Source organism: Pseudomonas saxonica, assembly GCF_007858365.1.
Classification (GTDB): Bacteria; Pseudomonadota; Gammaproteobacteria; order Pseudomonadales; family Pseudomonadaceae; genus Aquipseudomonas; species Aquipseudomonas saxonica.
The window spans coordinates 587518-611659 of sequence record NZ_VFIO01000001.1 but is presented as its reverse complement, the minus strand read 5'-3'; the positions used below and the strand labels follow the sequence as shown (position 1 = coordinate 611659).

Sequence of the window (24142 nt, the reverse complement as noted above, 5' to 3'; positions counted from 1 at the left end):
ATGCCCGTTGAAGAAGCTCTTGCGCGTTTGTTGGCGTTGGCCGACGCGACCCCTGTCCGCGAACGCGAGTCGGTGACGATAGCCGCGAGCGAAGGCCGGGTATTGGCCAACGATCTGGTGTCGACATTGGATTTGCCGCCGTGGCCTAACAGTGCAATGGACGGTTATGCGCTTGATTTTGCGGAGTGGACGGGGGAGCCGCTGCCGGTCAGCCAGCGTATTTTCGCAGGTCAGGCTCCGACGCCATTGGTGCCAGGTACCTGTGCACGTATCTTCACCGGGGCTCCCGTACCTGCGGGAGCTAATTGTGTCGAAATGCAAGAAAACGCTCATGTGCAGGCCGATGGCCGGATTGTGTTCGCCGAGCCTTTACAGGTGGGTCAGAACATTCGTCCTCAAGGGCAGGAAACCACGGTGGGAGAAATCGTACTGCCAGCCGGCACGCGTATAGGGCCGATCGAACAGGGGCTGGCGGCCTCGTTGGGTTGCGCCACACTGGAGGTCATTCGCCGGGTAAAAGTGGCGGTGTTGTCGACTGGCGATGAGCTGATCGAGCCGGGCCAACCCTTGGGGCCGGGGCAAATCTACAACAGCAATCGCGTGTTGCTGTGTAGTTGGCTCACGCGTTTAGGCTGTGAAGTGGTGGATGCGGGAATCTTGCCTGATGACTTGCCGGCCACCCGTCAACGTTTGACGGAGTTGGGCGCAGTGGACCTGATTTTGTCTACGGGCGGGGTATCAGTGGGCGAGGCAGACTTTCTCGGTATTGCCCTGCGCGAAGAAGGTGAGCTTGCCCTCTGGAAACTGGCCATCAAACCCGGAAAGCCGCTGACATGCGGGTATTTTCGCGGCGTGCCTGTCATAGGTTTGCCTGGCAATCCGGCGTCAACCCTCGTGACTTTTGCCCTGTTGGCACGGCCCTATCTGCTGCGTCGACAGGGCGTACAAACGGTCGAGCCTTTGAAGTTTCAGGTTCCCGCCGGTTTCGTCTGGGCTAAACCGGGTAACCGGCGCGAATACCTGCGCGGTCGTTTGGAGCAAGGACGCGCCGTGATCTACAAAAATCAGAGCTCCGGCGTGTTGCGCAGCGCTGCGTGGGCTGAAGGGCTGGTGGAAGTGCTGGAAGACCGCACGCTGTCTGAAGGCGATTGGGTCGGGTTTATTCCTTTGAGTGAAGTTCTGGGATGAATCCATCCCTGTCCAATCGATAAATAACTCGGATTGGTTGGGTCTTTTCGATTTGGCTGTTGTCCAAAAGCCTGACCGATTTTGTTGAGGGATAAGCATGAGTGCGGCAAAGGCTTTTTTGATTTTGCACGGTAAACAGGCGCTCAACGAAGACGTACGGGCTGCGGTTGAGCAGCGCCGTGCGCAAGGCTGGGAGCTGGCAGTACGGCTGACATGGGAAGGCGGGGATGCCCAGCGTCTGGTGCATGAAGCATTAGATGCCGGCTATACCCGCGTGATTGCCGGTGGCGGTGATGGCACATTGCGTGATGTCTGCGAAGCCATGGCGCAGGCCGGCACTGAGGCTAGCCTGGTGTTATTGCCGTTGGGGACTGCCAATGATTTTGCGCGGGCCGCCGGGGTTCCGCTGGCGCCTGACGAGGCCTTGGCGCTGCTTGACGCCCCTGCCCATGCCATTGATCTGGGCGAGGTGGATGGCCAGGTCTTTTTAAATATGGCAACGGGCGGCTTTGGCAGCCAGGTTACTGCCAACACCTCGGAAGACCTGAAGAAAGTCTTGGGCGGTGCGGCGTATTTATTTACCGGATTGTCTCGTTTCAGTGAGTTGCATGCCGCTTACGCTGAATTGGTAGGGCCGGACTTTCACTGGAAAGGCGACTTGCTGGCCCTGGGGATCGGCAATGGCCGACAGGCCGGCGGAGGCCAAGCGTTATGCCCTGATGCTCTGGCGGACGATGGCTTGCTCGATATCAGCATCTTGCCCGCGCCCCAGGAAGTGGTCGGCACACTGAAGAACTTGATGGCGGGTGGCTGGGGCCTGGATAACCTGTTTGTCCGCAAGCGATTGCCCTGGGTTGAGATCAAGACCAGCGAAGGCTTGTCCATTAACCTTGATGGTGAGCCCATGGAAGGCGACTCCCTGCGTTTTTCTGTGCGCAAGGGCGCGCTGAACATCCATTTGCCTCACGATTCGCCCGTGTTGAGTCAGTCAAGCCATAAAGCTATCTGCGCGCCAGCCGATAACCCTGAGCATTAAGTCCCCACGTTCAGGAGTTATCTATGGCCGGCATTCTCGACACGGTAGACCAGCGAACACAGCTGGTCGGTGAAAACCGACTGGAACTTCTTATGTTTCGTCTGGCCGGTCGCCAGTTGTTTGCGATCAACGTGTTCAAGGTGCAAGAGGTCTTGCAGCTGCCCCAATTGACCCTGATGCCTCATCGTCATCCGCATGTCTGCGGGGTGGTCAATTTGCGGGGCAAAACCCTGCCCGTGATTGATCTTTCTCAGGCAATTGGTATGCGGCCATTGGTGCCGGGGCCTGACAGCACAATTATCGTGACGGAGTACAACCGCTCTGTTCAGGCATTTCTGGTGGGGGGCGTCGACCGGATTATCAATATGAATTGGGAAGCCATTCTGCCCCCGCCCGGCAGTGCCGGACGCCGTCATTACCTGACCGCGATTACCAAAGTTGATGAGCATTTGGTCGAAATTATCGACGTGGAGAAAGTGCTGGCTGAAATCGTGCCGTACAACGCCAAAGTCTCACGGGATAAACTCGAAGATCCGGTTCTGGAACAGGCGCGTGGCCGTGAAGTGCTGTTGGTCGATGACTCCAGCGTTGCGCTGGCGCAATTGCGTGAAACCCTCTCACAACTGGGCGTCAAAATGCATGTTGCCAGTGACGGACTCAAGGCGTTGAACATGCTTAAGGCTTGGGCGGATGGCGGTCACGTAATGACCGACAAGTTGTTGATGATCTTCACTGATGCCGAAATGCCTGAGATGGATGGTTATCGCTTGACCACCGAGATACGCAATGACCCGCGCCTGCGTGAACTGTATGTGGTGCTGCACACCTCGCTGTCCGGGAGTTTCAACGAGTCGATGGTGAAGAAAGTCGGCTGTGACAATTTCCTATCCAAATTTCAGCCGGATAAATTGGTTGATGTCGTGCGCCAGCGCTTGGTGCGCGATCAAGTGCCGGCGTGATGTGCGGCATTTGCCTGATCTTTGCATCGCAGTAAGGCTCCTATAATCTGGCGGTTTTAACTCCGCAGGAAGCCGACTCATGCTGCGTCTAAGCGCGCTTTACCGTTATCCGCTGAAATCTGCGAAAGGGGAGCACCTGCCGCAAGCCGCTCTCGACAAATTAGGTGTGGTCGGGGATCGACGCTGGATGTTGGTGGATGAGGCTAGCGGGCGTTTTCTGACGCAGCGGACCGACCCGCAGATGAGCCAACTGTCGGCTTTATGGAATGCTGCTGGCGGCTTGACCTTGAGCGCGCAAGGGTTTGAAGCCCTTAATGTCCAAGTGCCGGAACCTGAAAACGACCTGCGCGGCGTTACGATATGGCGCGATACCTTGCGCGTGCCCGACGCGGGAGATGCGGCTGCCGACTGGCTGAGTCGTTTTATCAATAAGCCGGTGCGGTTGGTGCATGTACCTCTTCAGCGTGCCCGCATGACTGAAGCAGGTTATGGGCGAGACGATGACAAGGTGGCGTTTGCCGATGGCTACCCGCTTTTGCTGATTGGTCAGGCGTCGCTGGATGATATTACGAGCAGAGTGGGCCGGCCGCTGGAGATGTTGCGGTTCAGGCCAAATCTGGTCATTGAGGGCAGTGAGGCGTTCGCGGAGGATGGCTGGAAGCGGATCCGCATTGGTGATGTCGAGTTTCGAGTCGTCAAACCCTGCTCGCGCTGCATTCTTACCACCATTGATCCTCAAACCGGCGTACGTGATGAACATCGTGAACCGCTGGCGACCCTGATGTCCTATCGTAGGCAAGAAGGCGGCACGATGTTTGGCCAGAACCTGGTCAATGACAGCAATGGTGTACTGGAAGTTGGAATGCCAGTGACAGTACTGGAGTAGCGGGTGAGACCTGCAGTCGCTGACAAGGAACGAAGGCTGCGATGGGCGGCAAAGCCTTCGTAGAGCCTCAAATCCCGAGGTGTCGCCTTTTTCGACCGCTTCGTGCTCGAAAGCGGCCGTTGTCAGCAACTACGGTCAATAGCGGTTATTGATCGTCGAAAAAGCGTTCATGCCAATCAACCAGTGGCTGCGGGATATTGAGCTTCTGTCCGTAGATCACCGAATATGACAGCACGTTCTGCACATATTGGCGGGTCTCATCGAACGGGATGCTTTCAATCCACACATCGAAACCCAAATGGTTCGCACCTTTGAGCCACTGGCGAACACGGCCGGGGCCTGCGTTATAGGCGGCGGAAGCCAGCACCCTGTTGCCGTTGAACTGGCCATGTACCTGGCTCAGATAGGCAGCGCCCAGCTGAATGTTTTTATCCGGGTTAAGCACCTGCTGCGGGGAGGCCAGCGGAATATTGAATTTTCTCGCGGTCTCTTTGGCGGTGGCTGGCATCAATTGCATCAAGCCGCTTGCACCCACGCCAGAACGTGCGTCATCCATAAACGCACTTTCCTGTCGGGTAATGGCAAACACCCAGCTGGAGTGAAGGCCCCTAACTTTGGACTCTCGCACCAAGGTGTCGCGGTGAGCCATCGGGAAGCGTATATCCAGGTCGTCCCAATACTGCGCCTGGCTGATGGTGCGAATCGCCGGGAAGTACCATTTCAGGTCATAGGCCAGTTTGGCCTGCGCGACCATTTCATCGCGGTTGAAGTGGCGACTGACGTAATACCATTCTCGCCGCCCGTCGACGATCTGGCCGCGATCATGAAACTCCAGTGCCCGCTGAACGCCCGGGGTGTTGCGCACTTTATTGATGAGCTGCGGGCTGAGTACCAGCGGTTTGTTGTTTAGCTGATAAGGCGTCTGGGCGCGATCTGCGGCCAGGAATCCGTAAAAATCACGCTCCTTGGCGACATTTTTGAACAGTGCGAGTGACTGCGGGTTTTTTGGCTCGGCCAGCTCAAGGCTGCGAGCCTGCCAATAGCGCCAGCGGTTGGTGCTGGCCAGATCCTGCGGCAGTTTTTGCGTTAACTGGTAAGCATCTTGCCAGCGCGCAAGGCGCAGCAACAGGCGCAGACGCCATTCGGTGACGGTGTTGTCGCGCAGCTCAGGGTCGTACTTGGTCATGATATCCAGGCCGCGGCTGTCATAGCGGCGGGCGAACGTCAGACCTATTTCACGGGCAATCGCGACTTTTTCGTCACGTGAAAAATGCATGTTGGTGGCGTAAGTGTCGAGCAGTGAGGCGGCCTTTTCCGGGTCTTGGCGTGCCAGGCGGCGCAAGCCCAGACCCACGGCATCAGACATGGCCTCGCTGGCCGGGGCGAAGCGTGAGGGCTGGCTGAGCATGTCGGGCTTTTGTGCCACGTCAATCATCAGCTTGGCCTGTGGGCCGAGGCTGGTAAGGCCGTTGGCCAGCGAAGTGGCCAAGCCGTAATTACGCGCCTCCGCTGCCAGCTTGACGCGCTGCCAGCGCTTCTGTTCAGTCAATTGACCTTCCGCGGCCCACTGGCTAAACAGAGCATCACACGCGGCAGGTTGCGCCTTGCCCACCAGCCAGAGTTTTTCGGCACTGGCGTAGCCCTCAGCCTTGCGGTTGTGCTGCAACTCATATTGACCGTTCAGGCAGTCCAGCTCTGTGAAATTAAGCTTGGGATCGTAGTACTTGGCGAAAGTCGCCCAGTCGCCACGGTCTGCCAGCCAGCGCAACCAGCGCAGTTTCATCCAGTTGGCTTGTGGCAAGTCGCCATGCTCGGCCAGAAACTGCTCTATTTCAGCATTGTCGGCCGATTTTAGGCGCGCGGTCAGTTCGTCGTAGGCCAGGTAAGGCGTCAGTGGATACGAACGAAGGGCGGCGGCATTCTGAAAGTAGGGGCCAGAGTCACCTTTGGCTAATGCTCGTTTGGCTTCGTCGTACAGTTGACGTTGTTGGGTAAGGTCTGCGGCATGGGCGGATTGCACGGCGCAGGTAGTGAGAAGCAGGCAGGATAAAAAGTTGAAAAGGCGACTGCGCATGGGGCTTCCGTACAAATAGAAAACGCGACAAGTGCAGACCCGGCCTGCACTGATTGTGCCGTAGCTTAGCCTTTTGCCAGCGCGCCGTGAAAGCATTGGCGGCCATGCGGTGCAAGTTGGCACTAAATGGAGGGAGAAGAGCACCGTCGACGAAATACCCGGCCGCCAAAGGGCTCAAATCAGGTAGAATGCGCGCCCAGTTTTCGGAGAAGATCATGACCCTGCTCAAATTCAGCGATGTGTCCCTTGCTTTCGGCTCTACGCCGTTGTTGGACAAGGTGTCCTGGCAGATCGCCCGTGGAGAGCGGGTGTGCATCATCGGCCGCAACGGCACCGGCAAATCCAGCATGATGAAGCTGGTAAAAGGTGATCAAAAACCCGATGACGGCTCTGTCTGGCGCGCACCCGGGCTCAAAATAGGCGAGTTGCCGCAAGAGTTGCCGGTAGCCGACGAGCGGACAGTATTCGATGTGGTTGCCGAAGGTCTGGACGGTGTGGGTGAGCTCTTGGCTCAGTACCACCACCTGAGCCAGAACATCGTGACCGATGCCGACCTGGACAAACTGATGCACGTCCAGCAAGACCTCGAAGCCCGTGATGGCTGGCGCTTGCAGCAATTGGTCGACAGCACCCTAAGCCGTCTGCAGTTGCCTGCTGATAAAACCCTGGCTGAATTGTCCGGCGGCTGGCGTCGACGCGTCCTGCTGGCGCAAGCACTGGTTTCCGAGCCAGATCTGCTGCTGCTCGACGAACCGACCAACCACTTGGACATCGGTGCTATTGCCTGGCTTGAAGAAGCGCTTAAAGATTTCCAGGGCGCTGTTCTGTTTATCACCCACGACCGTTCCTTCTTGCAGAACCTGGCGACCCGGATTCTGGAGCTGGACCGCGGCGGCCTGATCGACTGGAACGGCGACTACGCCAGTTTCCTGGTGCACAAAGAAGCCACGTTGGCGGCCGAAGAGACCGCCAACGCCTTGTTCGACAAGCGTCTGGCTCAGGAAGAAGTGTGGATCCGTCAGGGCATCAAGGCCCGTCGTACCCGTAACGAAGGCCGCGTGCGTGCCTTGAAAGCGCTGCGTGTTGAGCGCAGCGAGCGTCGCGAGCGTACCGGCAAAGCCAATATCCTGCTGGACACGGCTGACAAGTCGGGCAAGCAAGTGATGGTGCTTGAAAACGTAAGCTTCGCGCATCCGGGCGGTCCGTTCCTGATCAAGGACTTCTCGATGGTGTTGCAGCGTGGCGACCGTATTGGTCTGCTGGGTGCCAACGGTACCGGCAAGACCACGCTGTTGAAGTTGATGCTCGGTGGCCTGCAACCGACTGAAGGCAAAGTGGAGGAGGGCACACGCATTGACGTGGCGTACTTCGACCAATTGCGTCATCAGTTGGATCTGGAAAAAACGGTTATCGATAACGTGGCCGAAGGCCGTGATTTTATTGATATCGACGGCCAGAGCCGCCATGTCCTCAGCTACCTGGGCGACTTCCTGTTCAGCCCTCAGCGTGCTCGCACGCCAGTCAAGGCACTGTCGGGTGGTGAGCGCGCCCGTTTGTTGCTGGCCAAACTGTTCAGCAAACCGGCCAACTTGTTGGTACTCGATGAGCCAACCAACGACCTTGACGTTGAAACGCTGGAGCTGCTTGAAGAAGTCCTGCTGACTTTCCAGGGCACAGTGCTGATGGTCAGTCACGACCGGGCATTCCTCGACAACGTGGTCACCAGCACCCTGGTCTTCGAAGGTGAAGGCAAGGTGCGTGAATACGTGGGCGGTTATCAGGACTGGTTGCGTCAGGGTGGTTCGCCGCGTCTGTTGGGTGTGACCGAGAGCAAGTCCGGCAAAGCTGACTTGAACTCTGCGGTCGTGGCAGCAGCACCGGCTCCAGCCGCTGCTCAGCCGGCCCCGGCCGCTAAAAAGAAATTAAGCTACAAGTTGCAGCGTGAGCTGGAATCGTTGCCAGGCGAGATTGATGCTAAAGAGCAGGCGATTGCTGCTGTCGAAGCCGAAATGGCTGACGCAGGCTTCTACCAGCGTCCTGCAGCACAAACAGCTGAAGTGATTGCCAAGCTTGAGAAACTGCAAGCTGAGCTTGAGCAATTGGTGGAGCGTTGGGCTGAGCTGGATGCCTGATTGACCGTCTGCTGAACTGAAAAAGCCCGGCCTTTTACGCAAAAAGGCCGGGCTTTTTTTTTGTTACATCCAGACTAAGTCAGTCATCCGATTTTTTTAGGCTCACCGCCAGGACATCACACGGTGCACCATGCAATACGTCGTTTGCCGTAGAGCCCAGCAGCAGAGCGAGACCGTGTCGGCCATGACTGCCAACGACGATCAGGTCGCATTTTTCTTTAATGGCGAAAGCGTGAATTTCCTGCCGAGGCTGGCCAAATTTAAGATGGCAGTTGGCGGTGGTAAGTTGTGAGTACTTATCGATCAGCCGTTCAAGGCGCTCGTTGGCCTGGTCAAACTGTTGTTGCTGCAATTGCGACAGATCCATCGGCACGTCGCCCCCAAATGCCATCGCCATCGGCTCGACGATGTGTATCAGAGACAACTTGGCGCCGTTAGCCTCGGCACTTGCGCTGGCGCGATAGATCACCGGATCACATTCTTCAGTCAGGTCGACGGCGACTAAAATATGCTTGTAGGACGTTAGCGTGGAAGGCATGTGAAACGCTCCTTTAGATGACAATGGTTTTGAGTATGGCCCTTTTTGAAGGGGCACGGTTCATGTCGGCAAATTCGTTTAACAGGTAATAAGAGTACAGATATGACGGTATGGATAGTGGTGTCAATCCTGGCGCTGGTTTTGAGTCCTCTGGCCTGGTTGCGGCCTTCGCGCCGTCAGAGCGGCCGTATGGCGCTGCGCATGGAGGCTCGACGCATGGGGTTGTCCATGCAGCTGGCCAAACAGCAATGGCCTCATTGGCTCGAGCCTGAGCCGCCGGGTTCCTGTGCTCAGTTTCTTCGACCGCGGCGCAGTACTAAGCCAGATGAGTGGTGCTATTGGCAATCATCTCCGGGAATATGGGTTAATCAGTGGCGTGAAGAGTGCGTGGATGAACGTTTGTTAACGCAGTTCAAAAAGTTGCCGGCTAGCGTGTACAAAATCGAAGCCACCTCGCAGATGATCGCGTTGTATTGGGGGGAGAAAGGCGAATCTGAAGTGCTGCTGGCCATTGACGAGGTGCTCAAGGCATTAGCTTGAGTACGCAGCACTGGTAGTCGCTGTCGAGGCACGAAAGCTGCGATGAGCCAGGCGCTCAGACCTTGATATTCAAGTTGTGCGACGTGTCAGATACTGAGGCGTCCTTGCATTTACGAAGGCTTTGCCGCCGATCGCAGCCTTCGTGCCTCGTCAGCGACTACAAATTGCGACCGACCAGTCGTTTTATCATCGTTGAGTTGGACAATTGACAATCGTTGGCTTTTCCGTGAAGGTGTCGACACCCAAATCAAACGGGCGTATGAATCGAGTGTTTGTCCTGTAAGACGATGCTCGCATCACCCCGATTATCGCGTTGGCGGGTGTGCCTGGCGGATTGGAATCTGTATTGGCCCAAAGGTCAGTGACGGCCAGACGCAGGCGTGCGACGTGTACTGTTCAGCTTCCATATCCTGGAGATCAGTTGATGATTTACGAAGGTAAAGCCATCACGGTTACGGCTCTTGAAAGTGGCATCGTCGAACTCAAGTTCGACCTCAAGGGTGAGTCCGTCAACAAGTTCAACCGTCTAACCCTGAACGAATTGCGTCAGGCGGTAGATGCGATCAAGGCAGACGCCTCGGTCAAGGGCGTCATCGTTTCCAGTGGTAAAGACGTATTTATCGTCGGTGCCGATATCACCGAATTCGTCGAAAACTTCAAGTTGCCGGATGCCGAGCTGATTGCTGGCAACCTCGAAGCCAACAAGATCTTCAATGATTTCGAAGACCTCAATGTTCCGACTGTCGCTGCCATCAATGGCATTGCGTTGGGCGGTGGTCTGGAAATGTGCCTGGCTGCGGACTTCCGGGTCATGGCCGACAGCGCCAAAATCGGCCTGCCTGAAGTCAAACTGGGCATTTACCCGGGCTTTGGCGGCACCGTCCGTCTGCCACGCTTGATCGGTGTTGATAATGCCGTTGAGTGGATTGCCTCCGGAAAAGAAAACCGTGCCGAAGACGCGCTGAAAGTCAGCGCTGTTGATGCTGTGGTGACGGCTGACAAACTGGGCGCTGCCGCACTTGATCTGATCAAGCGCGCTATCAGTGGCGAGCTGGACTACAAAGCCAAGCGCCAGCCGAAACTTGAAAAACTCAAGCTGAACGCCATTGAGCAAATGATGGCGTTCGAAACCGCCAAAGGTTTCGTGGCAGGCCAAGCGGGCCCGAACTATCCGGCGCCGGTTGAAGCGATCAAGACCATCCAGAAAGCCGCGAACTTCGGTCGTGACAAGGCGCTGGAAGTAGAAGCCGCCGGTTTCGCCAAACTGGCCAAAACCTCGGCTTCGCAGTGCTTGATCGGGCTGTTCCTGAACGATCAGGAACTGAAGAAAAAAGCCAAGATCTACGACAAGATCGCCAAAGACGTGAAGCAGGCTGCCGTTCTCGGTGCCGGCATCATGGGCGGCGGTATTGCCTATCAGTCGGCCTCCAAAGGTACGCCGATCCTGATGAAAGACATCAACGAACACGGTATCGAGCAAGGGCTGGCAGAAGCCGCCAAGTTGCTGGTGGGCCGCGTTGATAAAGGGCGCATGACCCCGGCGAAAATGGCTGAAGTACTTAACGGCATTCGCCCTACGCTGTCTTACGGCGATTTCGGCAACGTCGACCTGGTGGTCGAAGCGGTTGTCGAGAATCCGAAGGTCAAGCAGGCGGTGCTGGCTGAAGTCGAAAACCACGTACGCGAAGACGCGATTCTGGCGTCCAACACCTCGACCATTTCCATCAGCCTGTTGGCCAAAGCCCTCAAGCGTCCGGAAAACTTCGTTGGCATGCACTTCTTCAATCCGGTGCACATGATGCCGCTGGTTGAAGTGATTCGTGGCGAGAAGTCGAGCGATCTGGCGGTTGCAACCACCGTTGCTTACGCCAAGAAAATGGGCAAAAACCCGATCGTGGTCAATGACTGCCCGGGCTTTTTGGTCAACCGTGTTCTGTTCCCGTACTTCGGTGGTTTTGCCAAGCTGGTCAGCGCCGGTGTCGACTTTGTGCGCATCGATAAAGTCATGGAGAAATTCGGCTGGCCGATGGGCCCTGCCTACCTGATGGACGTGGTCGGCATCGACACCGGCCACCACGGCCGTGACGTGATGGCTGAAGGTTTCCCTGATCGCATGAAAGACGATCGCCGTTCGGCGATTGATGCGCTGTACGACGCCAAGCGTCTGGGTCAGAAAAACGGCAAGGGTTTCTACGCCTACGAAGAAGACAAGCGCGGCAAGCAGAAGAAAGTCGTTGATTCCAGCGTGCTTGAAGTGCTCAAGCCCATTGTTTACGAGCAGCGTGAAGTGACCGACGAAGACATCATCAATTGGATGATGATCCCGCTGTGTCTGGAAACCGTGCGCTGCCTGGAAGACGGCATCGTTGAAACCGCAGCCGAGGCCGATATGGGTCTGGTTTACGGCATTGGCTTCCCGCTGTTCCGTGGCGGCGCGCTGCGCTACATCGACTCGATCGGTGTTGCAGAGTTCGTGGCCCTGGCCGATCAGTACGCTGAACTGGGCGCGCTGTACCACCCGACTGCGAAGCTGCGTGAAATGGCCAAAAACGGCCAGAGCTTCTTCGGTTAAGCGCCCCATTAGAGTGAGAGTGAAATTATGAGCTTGAATCCTAGAGACGTGGTGATTGTCGACTTCGGTCGCACCCCGATGGGCCGCTCCAAGGGTGGCATGCACCGCAACACCCGTGCTGAAGACATGTCTGCGCACCTGATCAGCAAAGTGCTGGAGCGCAATAACAAGGTCGACCCTAAAGAAGTCGAAGATGTGATCTGGGGCTGTGTGAACCAGACCCTGGAGCAGGGCTGGAACATCGCGCGCATGGCGTCATTGATGACCCAGATCCCGCACACCTCGGCTGCGCAAACCGTAAGCCGCCTGTGTGGCTCGTCGATGAGCGCTTTGCACACAGCTGCGCAAGCGATCATGACCGGCAACGGTGACGTTTTCGTCGTAGGCGGCGTCGAGCATATGGGTCACGTGAGCATGATGCACGGCGTTGATCCTAACCCGCACATGTCGCTGTATGCGGCCAAAGCCTCGGGCATGATGGGCCTGACCGCTGAAATGCTGGGCAAGATGCATGGCATTACCCGCGAACAACAGGATGCCTTCGGCGTGCGTTCTCATCAGTTGGCCCATAAGGCAACGATTGAAGGCAAGTTCAAAGACGAAATCATCCCGATGCAAGGGTATGACGAAAACGGTTTCCTGAAAGTCTTCGACTATGATGAAACCATTCGTCCGGAAACTACCCTTGAAAGCCTGGCTGCGTTGAAGCCGGCGTTCAACCCCAAGGGCGGCACCGTGACAGCGGGCACCTCGTCGCAGATTACCGATGGTGCTTCGTGCATGATCGTGATGTCTGCTCAGCGTGCTAAAGACCTGGGTCTTGAGCCGCTGGCCGTGATTCGTTCGATGGCGGTGGCCGGTGTGGATCCAGCTATCATGGGCTATGGTCCTGTACCGGCTACGCAAAAAGCATTGAAGCGTGCGGGCTTGAATATGGCCGATATCGACTTCATTGAGCTTAACGAAGCCTTCGCTGCACAGGCACTGCCAGTGCTGAAAGATTTGAAAGTGCTCGACAAGATGGATGAGAAGGTTAACCTGCACGGCGGTGCCATCGCTCTGGGTCATCCATTTGGATGCTCAGGTGCACGTATCTCCGGCACCTTGCTCAATGTAATGAAGCAAAATGGCGGCACTTTCGGGTTGTCCACCATGTGCATTGGTCTTGGCCAGGGCATTGCCACCGTCTTCGAACGCGTATAACGCGTTGCGTTGATGGAAGCCGGGGCCATGTGCCCCGGTTTTGTTTTTTAAGCGTTTTAAATTTTTTTCTTTGAGGGGGCGCAATATGTCGGTACAACTTGGGCTCTATCAGCACTACAAAGGTCCGCATTACCGGGTGTTCAATGTGGCACGTCACTCTGAAACCGAAGAGCAGGTCGTTTTTTATCAAGCCCTGCATGGTGAGTTCGGGTATTGGGTACGCCCGTTGAGCATGTTTCTTGAAACAGTGGAGTTTGAGGGCAAAACAGTCCCGCGCTTCGCCCTTGTTCAGGAAGAACCGAGTATTTTCCCCAAGGCTAAAGACGCAGTCGCGTAGCACCCTGCGCTTGACCTCACCTTGTAGCCACTATATATAGCGGTGCCGCGTCAGGCGCGAACCGCCTTTCACTTCTAGAATTCAGGAATTTTCTGATCCATGGGCAAATCGCTGGTCATTGTGGAATCCCCGGCTAAGGCCAAGACCATCAACAAGTACTTGGGCAACGAGTACGTGGTGAAGTCGAGTATCGGCCATATCCGAGACCTGCCCACCAGCGGTTCGGCTAGCGCCAGTAAAGAACCTGCTGCCAAGCGTGGTAAGGCCGCGGCCGGCGAAGCGCCAGCCCTGTCGCCTAAAGAGAAGGCTCAAAAGCAGCTGATCTCGCGCATGGGTGTCGATCCCGAACACGGCTGGAAAGCCAAGTACGAGATCCTTCCCGGCAAGGAAAAGGTGATTGAAGAGCTGCGCCGGCTCGCCAAGGATGCAGACACCATCTATCTCGCAACCGACTTGGATCGCGAAGGGGAAGCCATTGCCTGGCACCTGCGCGAAGCCATTGGTGGTGATGACAGCCGTTACAAGCGGGTGGTGTTTAACGAAATCACCAAGAAGGCGATTCAAGAAGCTTTCTCCAAGCCGGGTGAGCTGGACATCAACCGTGTCAACGCCCAGCAAGCGCGTCGTTTTCTCGATCGCGTAGTGGGCTACATGGTGTCGCCACTGCTGTGGGCGAAAATCGCCCGTGGCCTGTCGGCAGGCCGTGTGCAATCGGTGGCGGTCAAGCTGGTGGTTGAGCGTGAGCGTGAAATCCGCGCCTTCAACCCTGAAGAATACTGGGAAATCCATGCAGACCTCGGCACCGCCAAGGGTGCAAAAGTGCGCTTCGACGTCGCCCGTGAAAAAGGCGAGGCGTTCAAGCCTCTGAACGAAACCCAAGCCATGGCGGCGCTGGAGAAGCTAAAGGCTTCCAGCTACAGCATCGTCAAGCGTGAAGATAAGCCCACCAGCAGCAAGCCTTCGGCACCGTTTATTACGTCCACCCTGCAACAGGCTGCGAGTAATCGCCTGGGCTTCGGGGTGAAGAAAACCATGATGATGGCTCAGCGTCTGTATGAAGCGGGCTACATCACGTATATGCGTACTGACTCCACCAACCTCTCGGCTGATGCGCTGGAAATGGCGCGTTCGTACATTGAAGGTGAATTCGGCGCGGACTACCTGCCGCCAGCACCTAACGTGTACAGCAGCAAGGAAGGCGCACAAGAGGCTCACGAAGCGATTCGGCCTTCGGATGTGAATATGCATCCAAGCAAGCTGTCGGGCATGGAGCGCGACGCTGAGCGCCTTTATGAGCTGATCTGGCGCCAGTTCGTAGCGTGCCAGATGCTGCCGGCCAAATATCTGTCGACCACGGTCACCGTGGCAGCCGGAGACTTTGAGCTGCGCGCCAAGGGTCGCATCCTCAAATTTGACGGTTACACCCGTGTCATGCCGCAAATTGCCAAGCCGGGCGACGATGATGTTCTGCCTGACATGGCTCAGGGCGACAAGCTGAAACTGATCGAGCTGGATCCGAGCCAGCATTTCACCAAGCCACCTGCACGGTACTCCGAAGCCAGCCTGGTGAAAGAGATGGAAAAACGCGGGATTGGTCGTCCGTCGACCTATGCCGCGATTATCGGCACCATTCAGGATCGTGGCTACGTGGCGTTGCATAACCGCCGCTTCTACTCCGAAAAAATGGGCGACATCGTCACTGAACGTTTGTCTGAAAGCTTCTCTAATCTGATGGACTACGGCTTTACGGCCGGTATGGAAGAGAACCTTGACGACGTGGCTCACGGCGAGCGCGACTGGAAAAACGTACTGGACGAGTTCTACGGCGACTTCAAAAAGAAACTCGAAGTCGCAGCGGCGCCTGAAGGCGGCATGCGTGCCAACCAGCCGGTCATGACCGATATTCCGTGCAAGGAATGCGGTCGTCCCATGCAGATTCGTACGGCCTCGACGGGTGTTTTCCTGGGGTGCTCGGGCTACAGCTTGCCGCCTAAAGAGCGCTGCAAGGCCACCGTCAATCTGGTGCCGGGCGATGAGATTGCCGCCGATGATGAAGGCGAGTCCGAATCGCTGGTGTTGTTGGGTAAGCACCGTTGCCCGATTTGCAGCACGGCCATGGATGCTTACTTGCTGGATGAGAAGCACAAGCTTCATATCTGCGGTAACAACCCGGACTGCGTAGGCTACGAAATCGAAGAAGGTAACTACCGCATCAAGGGGTACGAAGGGCCGAGCCTGGAGTGCGACAAATGCGGAAGCGAGATGCAGCTTAAAACCGGGCGTTTCGGCAAGTTCTTTGGTTGCACCAATCCTGAGTGTAAAAACACCCGCAAACTGCTGAAGAGTGGTGAGGCGGCGCCGCCGAAAATGGACCCGGTGAAAATGCCGGAGCTCAAGTGCGAGAAGGTCAACGACACGTATATCTTGCGTGACGGTGCCTCTGGCTTGTTCCTGGCGGCCAGTCAGTTCCCGAAAAACCGTGAGACGCGTGCGCCGTTGGTGATCGAGATTGTTCCGCATAAGGACGAGATTGATCCCAAGTACCACTTCCTGTGTGAAGCGCCGAAGAAAGACCCTGATGGTCGTCCCGCAGTGATTCGCTACAGCCGCAAAACCAAAGAGCAGTACGTACAGACAGAAGTAGACGGCAAGCCTACGGGCTGGCGCGCGTTCTACGATGGCAATAGCTGGAAGGTCGAAGACAAGCGTAAAGACAAAGACGCTTGATCTGAGCTGACCGCTGAATAAAAAACCGCGCAAGGGCTGCATGCCTTGCGCGGTTTTTTTGTGATCTGCGGGTTTATGATCGCTGCGCGACCGGACGCAGCCTGCGGCAGCTGCTACGCAGGGCTATCAGCAAATGCTTGCTCCCATGGCCTGTATTCCCTGAGACTGCATGACTGCCTTTACCCCTTTCGTTGTGGAGCGCCCGTATGGCTCATGAACTCTATACCCGTACCAATCAGAAAATCTATTTCGCAGGTCTGGCGCTTGAAGCCATGAAGAGGGCGGGTGAAGGCCGGGCCATGAATGCACAGGCATTGCTGCAAGCTGAGCGTGAGTCGGCTGTCTTTCATTTATACGGCGCTTTGTTGGGGCTGTGCCATGAAATTGCCGGGTTTTACCGGCTGTCTCAAGCCAATGCGCCACGGGTTGAGCTGTTGCTCACTCAGAATATGCTGGATGAAAAGGCGATTCCTGAGTTGGCTGAGCTAGTAGAGCTGGCGCGAGCGCCTCAGACCTGGCTGGCACAATTGGTGGCCACTCATGCTGCGTTGTATTTACCGTTACAGGCTCCGAAAAAAATCAAGGTTGATGTGTTTCAGCCCTTGATCGCGGCGGTCAATCTTGAAGAGGAGACGTCGCCGCAATTGACTCATGAAACCCTGGAAGAGTGGCGACAAAACCTGAAGGGGCTGGCCATTCGCTTTCGTGATGGCCTGAATGAGTGCTAAGGGGCGCGCATAAAACTGTACAGTCAGTCATCACTTTCTAATGATTCCTGTGTATATCCTGGAAAATTGTCAAAGGATGACTGATATAATCTCGCGCTTTCGTGGAGAACAACTTTTTATGCCAACGTCCTTTCTAGAAATTGTCGAATTGCCAGATGGCCGTATCGAACTGCGCCGGGCTGATGACGAAGGGTCTCTGGTGACGCTGGACTTCTCTGAAGATGCCAAGGCATTTCTTCAGGGGCAGCATGTAGAAGTGGCGAAAGCCATGCTGAGTGTAGGTGTGCAAATGGCCGGCCGTTTGGCTGAAGGCGAACTTGTGCAAGATGAAGGGCCACGCATTCTTCATTAAGCGCTCCGCACAGCTCTGAACCACGGCAAGGCTAATGCGTTCTGCATTGGCCCTATACCCCATGGTTGTATTGGCTATTTACCCCAAGCGAATATTCAGACTTTGCCCGTTGCCTGTGCGTGCTGCGCCGATCAACTGTTGGCGCGCGGCGCTGTTCAGTGGGTTGATCCAGCTCACTACGGTGTGACTGCGGCCCAGTCGAAGGGCTTCGCAGGTCAGTTGTAGCGCGCTTTTATTGCCGTTGGGTTGTAACAGCAAAATACGCTCTCGGTTGAGGCCCGCATCGCGCAGCCAGCTTTGGGTCAGGCTCGGCGGCGGCGCAATCAGGGTCAGCCAGCGTGCATGTTGCTGTTCGCTTAGTTCGCGCAGCATAGGCGCAAGCAGGTTCAGGCAGTTCTCGGCGGCACCGCGTAAAGACAGTTCGCTGAATACTTCAGGTTCTGCGCTCCAGGGTGTTTCAAGCACTTCTTTGATCGTGGTGGGCATGGGTTGCGCCATGAACACTTCGAACAGGGGTAGTTGTGCAGGCAGCGGTGTGTGCGGGAACTGCATGGCGCCTCCTAATTAGCGACGTATAACGCCTACGCTCAGGCCTTCGATTACCAGTTCCTGCTCTTTGAGATTCACTTCAATGGGCGCGAAATCGGGGTTTTCAGCGATAAGCCAGACTTTGCTGCCTTCTCGTTTGAAGCGTTTTACGGTCACTTCGTCGTCGATACGCGCCACGACAATCTGACCATTACGTGCCTCGCGGCAGGTATGCACGGCTAAAAGGTCGCCATCAAATATGCCGACGTCTTTCATGCTCATGCCCTGAACCCGCAGCAGGTAGTCCGCCCGAGGGTGGAAGAAAGTCGGGTTGATGTTGCAGGATTCTTCGACGTGTTCCTGGGCCAGGATCGGGGCGCCAGCAGCGACGCGACCAATGATGGGCAGTGTTGACTCGTCGGCCTTGGCCTCAAAGCCCGGGATGCGAATGCCGCGTGACGCGCCTGGGGTCATCTCGATGGCGCCCTTGCGGGCCAATGCCTTGAGGTGCTCTTCGGCGGCGTTCGGGGACTTGAAGCCCAGTTCCTGTGCGATCTCGGCACGGGTGGGCGGGTATCCGTTGTCATCCAGGCATCGCTTGATGAAAGCCAGGATCTCTGCTTGGCGTGGCGTCAGTTTTAACATGGTGATCGCTCTGTTTTTTTATACAGTGACTGGGATTATATACAGTGAAGGCCTATTGGCAATCATCCATTTCCTGTAGTCCGCTGGACGGTCGCCTATAGGCTGTGTGTGTAGGCATTTATGGTGTGAGGCTGGATGAGTGATGGCTGTGTTTAAATGCCAGACCGACCAGTCGTAAAACGAACACGTTACCTTGACTTTTTACAAACTGAAACGTATGTTTCAAACACCTGTTTTAAGTGTTTTTCAGCCGGAGTAAACATGGCCCAGTCGGAAACCGTTGAACGTATCCTTGATGCTGCTGAGCAGTTGTTCGCGGAAAAAGGTTTTGCCGAAACTTCATTGCGGCTGATTACCAGCAAGGCCGGGGTTAACCTCGCAGCCGTCAATTATCATTTTGGTTCCAAGAAGGCGCTGATTCAGGCGGTATTTTCGCGTTTTCTGGGGCCGTTTTGCGCCAATCTGGATCGTGAGCTCGAGCGCCGTCAGGGCAAGCCTGAGCAGCGTCCCTCGCTCGAAGAACTGCTTGAAATGCTGGTCGAGCAGGCGCTGGTGATTCAACCGCGCAGCGGAAATGACCTGTCGATTTTCATGCGCTTGTTGGGGCTTGCGTTCAGTCAGAGCCAGGGTCACTTGCGGCGTTACCTGGAAGACATGTACGGCAAAGTGTTCCGTCGCTATATGTTGTTGGTTAATGAAGCTGCACCGCAGATCCCGCCCATAGAATTGTTTTGGCGCGTGCATTTTATGCTCGGTGCGGCGGCATTCAGCATGTCCGGGATCAAGGCTTTGCGAGCGATTGCGGAAACCGATTTTGGCATCAATACCTCCATCGAGCAGGTGATGCGCCTTATGGTGCCCTTCCTGGCCGCAGGCATGCGCGCCGAAAGCGGTGTAGTTGACCCGGCAATGGCCAGCGCTCAAATGCGCCCGCGGACCAAAACCCCACAGGTTGCCCTTAAGGTTTGACCTGTGCGGGTGGGCGCGGCAGCTCAGTTCCGCTAAGCTAGCCGCCATGCCCAACCCTGACTTATTCCCGTTTGCCGATGTACCGCTGCAATCCTCGATTGCGGCGCGCATGGCTGTGTCCGCACGTTCGCGGCAGGTAATGAGCGCTCTCTTTATTTAAGGAATTTCCATGAGTTCAGCCCTGAAAGGCTCCTTGATGGTGGACGTGGCCGGTACTTGGCTGACGGCCGAAGACCGGCAACTGCTGCGCCAGCCTGAAGTGGGCGGGCTGATTATTTTTGCGCGCAACATCGAGCATCCCCGTCAGGTACGTGAGTTGAGTGCGTCGATTCGCGCCGTGCGCCCGGATCTGTTACTGGCGGTGGATCAGGAAGGTGGCCGGGTACAGCGTTTGCGTCAGGGTTTTGTAAGGCTGCCGGCGATGCGCGCCATTGCGGACAACCCGAATGCAGAGTACCTGGCCGAACAGTGTGGCTGGATAATGGCCACCGAAGTGTTGGCGGTGGGGCTGGACTTGAGCTTTGCGCCGGTACTGGACCTGGACTATCAGCGCAGTGCAGTGGTGGGCAGCCGCTCGTTCGAGGGGGATCCCGAGCGCGCTGCAACGTTGGCCGGGGCCTTTATTCGCGGCATGAATGACGCTGGCATGGCGGCTACAGGCAAGCATTTTCCGGGTCATGGCTGGGCAGAAGCCGACTCGCATGTGGCTATCCCGACGGACGAACGCAGCCTTGAAGACATTCGCGCCCATGATCTCGTGCCGTTTGCACGTCTGAGCAAGCAACTGGCGGCGGTCATGCCGGCCCATGTTATTTACCCGCAAGTTGACAGCCAGCCCGCCGGTTTCTCGCGCCGTTGGTTGCAGGATATTTTGCGCGGCGAACTGCAATTTGACGGTGTGATTTTCAGTGACGATCTGTCGATGGCCGGCGCTCACGTCGTGGGCGATGCGGCCAGTCGTATCGAAGCGGCCTTGTCGGCAGGCTGCGACATGGGCTTGGTGTGCAACGATCGCGCTGCCGCCGAACTGGCACTCAGTGCTGCACAACGCTTGAAGGTGACGCCATCGCCACGCATTGCGCGCATGCGGGCCCAGGCCTGGGCCAGCACCGATTATCGCCAGAACCCGCGCTGGCAGGTGGCAATGGGCGCACTTAAAGATGCTCAACTAATTGATTAAGGGATCTGCCTCAATGACGGTTTACGCAATTATTGGCGGTACAGGGCTGACTCAGCTTGAAGGCCTGACCATCAGCCGCTCGCTGGCACTCGAAACGCCGTATGGCCCGACCTCTGCGGATATTCATATCGGTGAATTCGGCGGGCGCGAGGTGCTGTTCCTGGCGCGTCATGGGCATCCGCATCGCGTGCCGCCGCATGAGGTCAATTACCGCGCCAATCTGTGGGCGTTGAAGCAGGCGGGGGCCGATGCGATTCTGGCGGTAAATGCCGTGGGCGGTATTCATATGGCGATGGGCACAGGGCATTTTTGCGTGCCTCATCAGCTGATTGACTACACCAGTGGTCGTGAGCACACCTATTTTGCCGGTGATCTGGAGCAGGTCACCCACATCGATTTCAGCTACCCCTATACCGAATCTTTGCGAGAGCAATTGATTGCTGCACTGGCGGCCGAGGGATGCTCCTACAGCAGTCACGGCGTCTACGCGGCCACACAGGGGCCACGTCTTGAGACAGTGGCGGAAATTGCCCGCCTTGAGCGTGATGGCTGCGACATTGTTGGCATGACCGGTATGCCAGAAGCGGCGCTGGCCCGTGAGCTGGGGCTGGACTACGCGTGTCTGGCGCTGGTGGTCAACCCGGCCGCAGGCAAGTCGACAGCAATCATCACGATGGCCGAGATAGAGCAGGCGTTGCATGACGGCATGGGCAAGGTCAAGGCAACGCTGGCGCGGGTGTTGGCGGGTTGATTTGACCTTTTGAATTGGCGATGGCTGCGCCGCTGGACGTAGCCTCGCTCCGCTCTGCAACGGTTACGAAGTCAGCTGGGTTCAGCGTTTCTCGACCTTCGGCGGCAGCGGAGCAAACAGGGCTTCGATGTCGTCGTCGTGAAGCTTCCAGTCCCCGGCGGCTCGTCCGTCCAGCACGCCTGCCGCCAAATCCGACTTTTCCTGCTGCAAGTGCTGGATTTTCTCTTCCACAGTGCCGCGGGCGATCATCTTGTACACAAACACCGGTTTTTCCTGGCCGATTCGGTAGGCGCGGTCGGTCGCCTGATTTTCCGCCGCTGGGTTCCACCACGGGTCGTAATGGATCACGGTGTCGGCTTCGGTCAGGTTCAAGCCTACGCCACCCGCCTTCAGGCTGATCAGAAAGATCTGCAAGGTGCCGCTCTGGAACTCCTTCACCGGCGTGCGCCGGTCTCGGGTCTGGCCAGTGAGCAGGGCGTAGCGGATATTGCGTTTTTTCAGCTCAGCTTCGATCAGGCGAAGCATTGAGGTGAATTGTGAAAACAACAGGATGCGTCGACCTTCGGCAAAGAGTTCGTCGAGCATCTCCATCAAGCTGTCGAGCTTGCCCGAGGTGCTGCCTTTTTTCGGCGGTGTATCGCTGACCAGTCGCAGATCGCAGCACACCTGACGCAGTTTGAGCAGGGCTTCTAGAATGATGATCTGACTGCGCCCCAGCCCTTTGCGGGTGATTTCATCACGGACTTTTTTGTCCATCGCCAAACGCATGGTTTCGTATACGTCGCGCTGGGCTTCGTTGAGCTCGACCCAATGAATAATCTCGGTTTTGGGCGGCAGTTCGGTGGCGACCTGCTCTTTGGTGCGTCGCAACAGGAAGGGTTTGATTCGCGCATTGAGGTGCTGCAAGCGCTCGTCATTGCCGTGGCGTTCGATGGGCACCCGGTAGTTGCGGTTGAAGGCTTGCGCGTCACCCAGCCAGCCGGGCAGCAAGAAATGGAACAGCGACCACAGCTCGCCCAAGTGGTTTTCCAGCGGAGTACCACTCAGGCACAGACGTTGGCGCGCGGTCAGTTCACAGGCGGCTTGTGAGGCTTTGCTGCCGGGATTTTTGATGTACTGCGCTTCGTCGAGGATAAGGATGTGCAGAGGCAGTTTTGCCAGGTGCTCGATGTCCTTGGGCAGCAAAGCGTAGGTGGTCAGAATGAGGTCATAATCGTTCAGGTTCGCAAAGTGCTTTTTGCGGGTGGGGCCATACAGCGCCAGCACGTTGAGCTGCGGTGTGAAATGCGCCGCTTCGTCGAGCCAGTTGGGGATCAGGCTGGTGGGCATAATCACCATCGCGGGCCGATCAAGTCGCCCGGCGTTCTTTTCAGTAAGAATATGCGCCAGTGTTTGCAGGGTTTTACCCAGCCCCATGTCATCCGCAAGAATCCCGCCGACTTCCAGTTGGCGCAAAGACTGCATCCAGCTCAGGCCTTCCAGTTGGTAGGGTCGCAGGGTGGCGTTGAGGCCTTCAGGGGCTGCGACGGTGAAGTCCTTGATGTCCCGCAGGCGCTGAGCAAAACCGCGAATATGTTCGCCACCTTCCCAGCGCAGAGGCAAGGCGTCCAGTGCATTGAGGCGCGGTGCATCGGCACTTTTGATGCGCAGTGCGGTTGCCCCCGGTTCGCCCAGGTAAAACTCATCGAGGGTGGCCAGCACGGGTTTAAGGCGCCCGTATGGCAGGGCTACTTGCAAGGGGCCGTGGTTACTGTTGGGCGTGGCCGGGATGTTGACCAGAATCAGTTCGTCATCTCGACGCTTGGCAAGTCTTTCGGGGCTGAGAATGTCAGTGTGCGAACGCATCAGGTTGAGCAGGATCGGCAGCAGGCTCAGGCGCTGGCCGTTGACGATGATGCCCAGTTCCAGATCAAACCAGTCGTGTTCCGGCGCTTCATCGACGTTGGCGTACCACTCTTCGACGGGGCTGAGATCAAATCCGAAGTCTTCATCAACCAACAACTCCCAGCCCTGTTCGCGCAAGCCGGCCATATGGTTGAGGGTGAAGTTGAGCCACGCGCTGTCATTGACCATTTCGAACAATTCGCCCGCACTTTCAGGCAGTGCTTTGCTCTGGCGTGTCGCAATTTTGAACCCCAGCTCACGCAGTTGCTCTCGGTAGGCGTTTTCTACGTTGGGATGACGCTTGATGCGCAGCGTTTGATGCTCCTGACGAACCAGGACGTCTGTATTTTTTTGCCCGCTGACGTAATGCTCAAGGTAATTGAAAGACAAGGCGGCACGATGCTGGGTATAGCGCTGCATTTTGCCGTTACGCGGTTCAAAGGCACTGAATTCGGCACTGGCGAGCCATAGGCGTGGCACGGGTTGCACGTCATCGATCAAGACTTCAGGCAGGTTGGCAGGTCGGCGTGAATCGAGTACGGCCTGGAGTTTTTCCAGAAGCTCGGCGTCCTGGGCAGCGGCAGGGTAGTTCAAGGTGTCTTCAATCTTCAGTAATACAGCAGCGGTATGCTTGCAGTTAACGCGAACAGGGCACGTACAGTGCGCGCTGACCAAGAGCAGAGTACCTTTGGCCGACTCGCGCAGTTGAATGGTCTGGCGATAAGTGTTGTCACTTGAGCCTTGGCAACTGGCTGTGATCAGGCTGTTGCCGACCTGGGCAATTCTGACACGGTTTTCCAGAGCGTAGCGACGGCCACGCTCCAGGCTTTGTTCTTTGAAGCGGCTGACCCACGTCGGTGCGAGCGGTTTGGTCAGCCGGGGTGTCGTGCTCAAGGTCATGGCTGTGTCATTC

At 56.7% G+C, this 24142-nt stretch carries 20 protein-coding genes; 15 read left to right on the top strand and 5 right to left on the bottom strand.

What is annotated here, in order from left to right:
* From FJD38_RS02830 to FJD38_RS02815, 4 genes are all read left to right on the top strand, one after another.
* Nucleotides 1-1188 carry a molybdopterin molybdotransferase MoeA gene (locus tag FJD38_RS02830; protein ID WP_146383858.1) on the top strand — a complete coding sequence of 396 codons (1188 nt, stop codon included), beginning with the start codon at nt 1-3 and terminating at the stop codon, nt 1186-1188.
* A 97-nt stretch (nt 1189-1285) separates the two neighbouring features.
* Nucleotides 1286-2224, top strand: coding sequence for a lipid kinase YegS (yegS, locus tag FJD38_RS02825; RefSeq protein ID WP_122784034.1), 939 nt, complete (start codon nt 1286-1288; stop codon nt 2222-2224).
* 23 nt (nt 2225-2247) lie between these two features.
* A complete protein-coding gene (locus FJD38_RS02820; protein ID WP_122784035.1) occupies nt 2248-3183 on the top strand; it encodes a chemotaxis protein CheV in 936 nt (311 codons plus the stop codon).
* A gap of 79 nt (nt 3184-3262) precedes the next feature.
* Nucleotides 3263-4069 (top strand): MOSC domain-containing protein, encoded by an 807-nt coding sequence (locus FJD38_RS02815; RefSeq protein ID WP_146383857.1) that lies wholly within the window; start codon nt 3263-3265, stop codon nt 4067-4069.
* Between the two features lie 145 nt (nt 4070-4214).
* Here the strand turns inward: FJD38_RS02815 and FJD38_RS02810 are convergent, their stop codons facing one another.
* Nucleotides 4215-6143, bottom strand: a complete 1929-nt coding sequence (locus tag FJD38_RS02810) for a transglycosylase SLT domain-containing protein (protein ID WP_122784037.1) — start codon at nt 6141-6143, stop codon at nt 4215-4217.
* 215 nt (nt 6144-6358) lie between these two features.
* Here FJD38_RS02810 and FJD38_RS02805 point away from each other — a divergent pair, with 215 nt between their 5' ends.
* Complete coding sequence (locus FJD38_RS02805; protein ID WP_122784038.1) at nt 6359-8275, top strand: ATP-binding cassette domain-containing protein; 1917 nt, start codon at nt 6359-6361, stop codon at nt 8273-8275.
* Nucleotides 8276-8354: 79 nt separating this feature from the next.
* Here FJD38_RS02805 and FJD38_RS02800 read toward each other — a convergent pair whose 3' ends face one another.
* A complete protein-coding gene (locus FJD38_RS02800; RefSeq protein WP_146383856.1) occupies nt 8355-8813 on the bottom strand; it encodes a universal stress protein in 459 nt (152 codons plus the stop codon).
* A gap of 102 nt (nt 8814-8915) precedes the next feature.
* Between FJD38_RS02800 and FJD38_RS02795 the strand changes: the two genes are divergently transcribed.
* From FJD38_RS02795 to FJD38_RS02760, 7 genes are all read left to right on the top strand, one after another.
* Nucleotides 8916-9353, top strand: a complete 438-nt coding sequence (locus tag FJD38_RS02795) for a hypothetical protein (RefSeq protein ID WP_122784040.1) — start codon at nt 8916-8918, stop codon at nt 9351-9353.
* Nucleotides 9354-9777: 424 nt separating this feature from the next.
* The gene (gene fadB / locus FJD38_RS02785) at nt 9778-11925 is read left to right on the top strand and encodes a fatty acid oxidation complex subunit alpha FadB (RefSeq protein WP_122784041.1); all 2148 of its coding nucleotides are present in this window, start codon (nt 9778-9780) and stop codon (nt 11923-11925) included.
* Between the two features lie 27 nt (nt 11926-11952).
* On the top strand, nt 11953-13128 hold the full coding sequence (gene fadA, locus FJD38_RS02780; RefSeq protein ID WP_122784042.1) for an acetyl-CoA C-acyltransferase FadA: 1176 nt from the start codon (nt 11953-11955) through the stop codon (nt 13126-13128).
* 85 nt (nt 13129-13213) lie between these two features.
* Nucleotides 13214-13465, top strand: a complete 252-nt coding sequence (locus FJD38_RS02775; protein ID WP_122784043.1) for a DUF1653 domain-containing protein — start codon at nt 13214-13216, stop codon at nt 13463-13465.
* A 99-nt stretch (nt 13466-13564) separates the two neighbouring features.
* A complete protein-coding gene (gene topA, locus FJD38_RS02770) occupies nt 13565-16192 on the top strand; it encodes a type I DNA topoisomerase (protein WP_122784044.1) in 2628 nt (875 codons plus the stop codon).
* A gap of 206 nt (nt 16193-16398) precedes the next feature.
* Nucleotides 16399-16920 carry a DUF6586 family protein gene (locus FJD38_RS02765; protein WP_146383855.1) on the top strand — a complete coding sequence of 174 codons (522 nt, stop codon included), beginning with the start codon at nt 16399-16401 and terminating at the stop codon, nt 16918-16920.
* Nucleotides 16921-17038: 118 nt separating this feature from the next.
* The gene (locus FJD38_RS02760; RefSeq protein WP_122784046.1) at nt 17039-17272 is read left to right on the top strand and encodes a hypothetical protein; all 234 of its coding nucleotides are present in this window, start codon (nt 17039-17041) and stop codon (nt 17270-17272) included.
* Between the two features lie 78 nt (nt 17273-17350).
* Here FJD38_RS02760 and sulA read toward each other — a convergent pair whose 3' ends face one another.
* Both sulA and lexA read right to left on the bottom strand, forming a co-directional pair.
* A complete protein-coding gene (gene sulA, locus FJD38_RS02755) occupies nt 17351-17824 on the bottom strand; it encodes an SOS-induced cell division inhibitor SulA (protein ID WP_122784047.1) in 474 nt (157 codons plus the stop codon).
* 12 nt (nt 17825-17836) lie between these two features.
* The gene (gene lexA, locus FJD38_RS02750) at nt 17837-18445 is read right to left on the bottom strand and encodes a transcriptional repressor LexA (RefSeq protein WP_029611310.1); all 609 of its coding nucleotides are present in this window, start codon (nt 18443-18445) and stop codon (nt 17837-17839) included.
* 261 nt (nt 18446-18706) lie between these two features.
* Here lexA and FJD38_RS02745 point away from each other — a divergent pair, with 261 nt between their 5' ends.
* The 3 genes from FJD38_RS02745 to FJD38_RS02735 all read left to right on the top strand — a co-directional run bounded on the left by FJD38_RS02745 (nt 18707) and on the right by FJD38_RS02735 (nt 21345).
* Complete coding sequence (locus FJD38_RS02745) at nt 18707-19414, top strand: TetR/AcrR family transcriptional regulator (protein ID WP_146383854.1); 708 nt, start codon at nt 18707-18709, stop codon at nt 19412-19414.
* A gap of 169 nt (nt 19415-19583) precedes the next feature.
* Nucleotides 19584-20594, top strand: coding sequence for a beta-N-acetylhexosaminidase (gene nagZ, locus FJD38_RS02740; protein WP_122784049.1), 1011 nt, complete (start codon nt 19584-19586; stop codon nt 20592-20594).
* Nucleotides 20595-20607: 13 nt separating this feature from the next.
* Complete coding sequence (locus tag FJD38_RS02735) at nt 20608-21345, top strand: S-methyl-5'-thioinosine phosphorylase (RefSeq protein ID WP_122784050.1); 738 nt, start codon at nt 20608-20610, stop codon at nt 21343-21345.
* An 81-nt stretch (nt 21346-21426) separates the two neighbouring features.
* Here FJD38_RS02735 and FJD38_RS02730 read toward each other — a convergent pair whose 3' ends face one another.
* A complete protein-coding gene (locus FJD38_RS02730; protein ID WP_146383853.1) occupies nt 21427-24129 on the bottom strand; it encodes a DEAD/DEAH box helicase in 2703 nt (900 codons plus the stop codon).
* Nucleotides 24130-24142 lie beyond the last annotated feature (13 nt).

Coding starts and splice junctions, on each gene's coding strand:
- fadA (WP_122784042.1), top strand. CDS start 11,953: ATGAGCTTGAATCCTAGAGACGTGGTGATTGTCGACTTCGGTCGCACC.
- FJD38_RS02735 (WP_122784050.1), top strand. CDS start 20,608: ATGACGGTTTACGCAATTATTGGCGGTACAGGGCTGACTCAGCTTGAA.
- FJD38_RS02760 (WP_122784046.1), top strand. CDS start 17,039: ATGCCAACGTCCTTTCTAGAAATTGTCGAATTGCCAGATGGCCGTATC.
- FJD38_RS02810 (WP_122784037.1), bottom strand. CDS start 6,143: ATGCGCAGTCGCCTTTTCAACTTTTTATCCTGCCTGCTTCTCACTACC.
- FJD38_RS02800 (WP_146383856.1), bottom strand. CDS start 8,813: ATGCCTTCCACGCTAACGTCCTACAAGCATATTTTAGTCGCCGTCGAC.
- FJD38_RS02765 (WP_146383855.1), top strand. CDS start 16,399: ATGGCTCATGAACTCTATACCCGTACCAATCAGAAAATCTATTTCGCA.
- topA (WP_122784044.1), top strand. CDS start 13,565: ATGGGCAAATCGCTGGTCATTGTGGAATCCCCGGCTAAGGCCAAGACC.
- fadB (WP_122784041.1), top strand. CDS start 9,778: ATGATTTACGAAGGTAAAGCCATCACGGTTACGGCTCTTGAAAGTGGC.
- sulA (WP_122784047.1), bottom strand. CDS start 17,824: ATGCAGTTCCCGCACACACCGCTGCCTGCACAACTACCCCTGTTCGAA.
- FJD38_RS02815 (WP_146383857.1), top strand. CDS start 3,263: ATGCTGCGTCTAAGCGCGCTTTACCGTTATCCGCTGAAATCTGCGAAA.
- FJD38_RS02775 (WP_122784043.1), top strand. CDS start 13,214: ATGTCGGTACAACTTGGGCTCTATCAGCACTACAAAGGTCCGCATTAC.
- FJD38_RS02730 (WP_146383853.1), bottom strand. CDS start 24,129: ATGACCTTGAGCACGACACCCCGGCTGACCAAACCGCTCGCACCGACG.
- yegS (WP_122784034.1), top strand. CDS start 1,286: ATGAGTGCGGCAAAGGCTTTTTTGATTTTGCACGGTAAACAGGCGCTC.
- lexA (WP_029611310.1), bottom strand. CDS start 18,445: ATGTTAAAACTGACGCCACGCCAAGCAGAGATCCTGGCTTTCATCAAG.
- FJD38_RS02745 (WP_146383854.1), top strand. CDS start 18,707: ATGGCCCAGTCGGAAACCGTTGAACGTATCCTTGATGCTGCTGAGCAG.
- FJD38_RS02805 (WP_122784038.1), top strand. CDS start 6,359: ATGACCCTGCTCAAATTCAGCGATGTGTCCCTTGCTTTCGGCTCTACG.
- FJD38_RS02820 (WP_122784035.1), top strand. CDS start 2,248: ATGGCCGGCATTCTCGACACGGTAGACCAGCGAACACAGCTGGTCGGT.
- FJD38_RS02795 (WP_122784040.1), top strand. CDS start 8,916: ATGACGGTATGGATAGTGGTGTCAATCCTGGCGCTGGTTTTGAGTCCT.
- FJD38_RS02830 (WP_146383858.1), top strand. CDS start 1: ATGCCCGTTGAAGAAGCTCTTGCGCGTTTGTTGGCGTTGGCCGACGCG.
- nagZ (WP_122784049.1), top strand. CDS start 19,584: ATGAGTTCAGCCCTGAAAGGCTCCTTGATGGTGGACGTGGCCGGTACT.